The sequence below is a fragment of the Gracilibacillus marinus genome, from assembly GCF_042651725.1.
Lineage (GTDB): Bacteria > Bacillota > Bacilli > Bacillales > Amphibacillaceae > Gracilibacillus > Gracilibacillus marinus.
In genome coordinates, this window is the sequence record NZ_JBHSDV010000012.1 from 1 (window position 1) to 893 (window position 893).

Here is an 893-nt window from a genome sequence, read left to right on the forward strand (position 1 = left end):
CCTGTTCCCATGCCGAACACAGTAGTTAAGCTCTCCAGCGCCTATGGTAGTTGGGGCCTTGCCCCTGCGAGAGTTGGACGTTGCCAGGCAATTATAATTTTTTTATTTATAAGGAATTAATTAAAATAATGCGTAGGCCCGTTGGTCAAGCGGTTAAGACACCGCCCTTTCACGGCGGTAACACGGGTTCGAATCCCGTACGGGTCACCACTTCTAATATGAAGGATGACATGCTAAGATTACAACATATGCATTTACATATCCTGTTTAGACGGAGGATTAGCTCAGCTGGGAGAGCACTTGCCTTACAAGCAAGGGGTCGCAGGTTCGAGCCCTGCATCCTCCACCATTATACAATATTTTATCATCGCGGGGTGGAGCAGTCTGGTAGCTCGTCGGGCTCATAACCCGAAGGTCATAGGTTCAAATCCTGTCCCCGCAACCAAAAATGGTCCGGTAGTTCAGTTGGTTAGAATGCCTGCCTGTCACGCAGGAGGTCGCGGGTTCGAGTCCCGTCCGGACCGCCATTTTTAGCCGGTCTAGCTCAATTGGTAGAGCAACTGACTTGTAATCAGTAGGTTGGGGGTTCAAGTCCTCTGGCCGGCACCACTTGTGAGCCATTAGCTCAGTTGGTAGAGCATCTGACTTTTAATCAGAGGGTCGGAGGTTCGAATCCTCCATGGCTCATCATGTTAGCGGGTGTGGCGGAATTGGCAGACGCGCTAGACTTAGGATCTAGTGTCTCTCGACGTGGGGGTTCAAGTCCCTCCACCCGCATTACAACAATTATATATAAGCGGAAGTAGTTCAGTGGTAGAACACCACCTTGCCAAGGTGGGGGTCGCGGGTTCGAATCCCGTCTTCCGCTCCAGAGAAGTTAATCGTTCAGTTTG

8 tRNA genes and 1 rRNA gene are annotated in these 893 nt (G+C 50.6%); all 9 read left to right on the top strand.

The annotated features are described in order from the left end of the window. A 5S ribosomal RNA gene (gene rrf / locus ACFOZ1_RS16400) occupies window positions 1-89 on the top strand; the annotation flags it as partial. A 46-nt stretch (window positions 90-135) separates the two neighbouring features. Further along, a tRNA-Glu gene (locus tag ACFOZ1_RS16405) sits at window positions 136-210 on the top strand. 63 nt (window positions 211-273) lie between these two features. Continuing rightward, window positions 274-349: transfer RNA gene (locus tag ACFOZ1_RS16410), tRNA-Val, on the top strand. 19 nt (window positions 350-368) lie between these two features. Beyond that, window positions 369-445, top strand: a tRNA-Met gene (locus tag ACFOZ1_RS16415). A 5-nt stretch (window positions 446-450) separates the two neighbouring features. Continuing rightward, a tRNA-Asp gene (locus tag ACFOZ1_RS16420) sits at window positions 451-527 on the top strand. Window positions 528-533: 6 nt separating this feature from the next. Further along, window positions 534-609 (top strand) — tRNA-Thr (locus tag ACFOZ1_RS16425). 5 nt (window positions 610-614) lie between these two features. After that, window positions 615-687 (top strand) — tRNA-Lys (locus ACFOZ1_RS16430). An 8-nt stretch (window positions 688-695) separates the two neighbouring features. Beyond that, window positions 696-777: transfer RNA gene (locus ACFOZ1_RS16435), tRNA-Leu, on the top strand. Window positions 778-796: 19 nt separating this feature from the next. Beyond that, a tRNA-Gly gene (locus ACFOZ1_RS16440) sits at window positions 797-871 on the top strand. The last annotated feature ends 22 nt before the right edge of the window (window positions 872-893 follow it).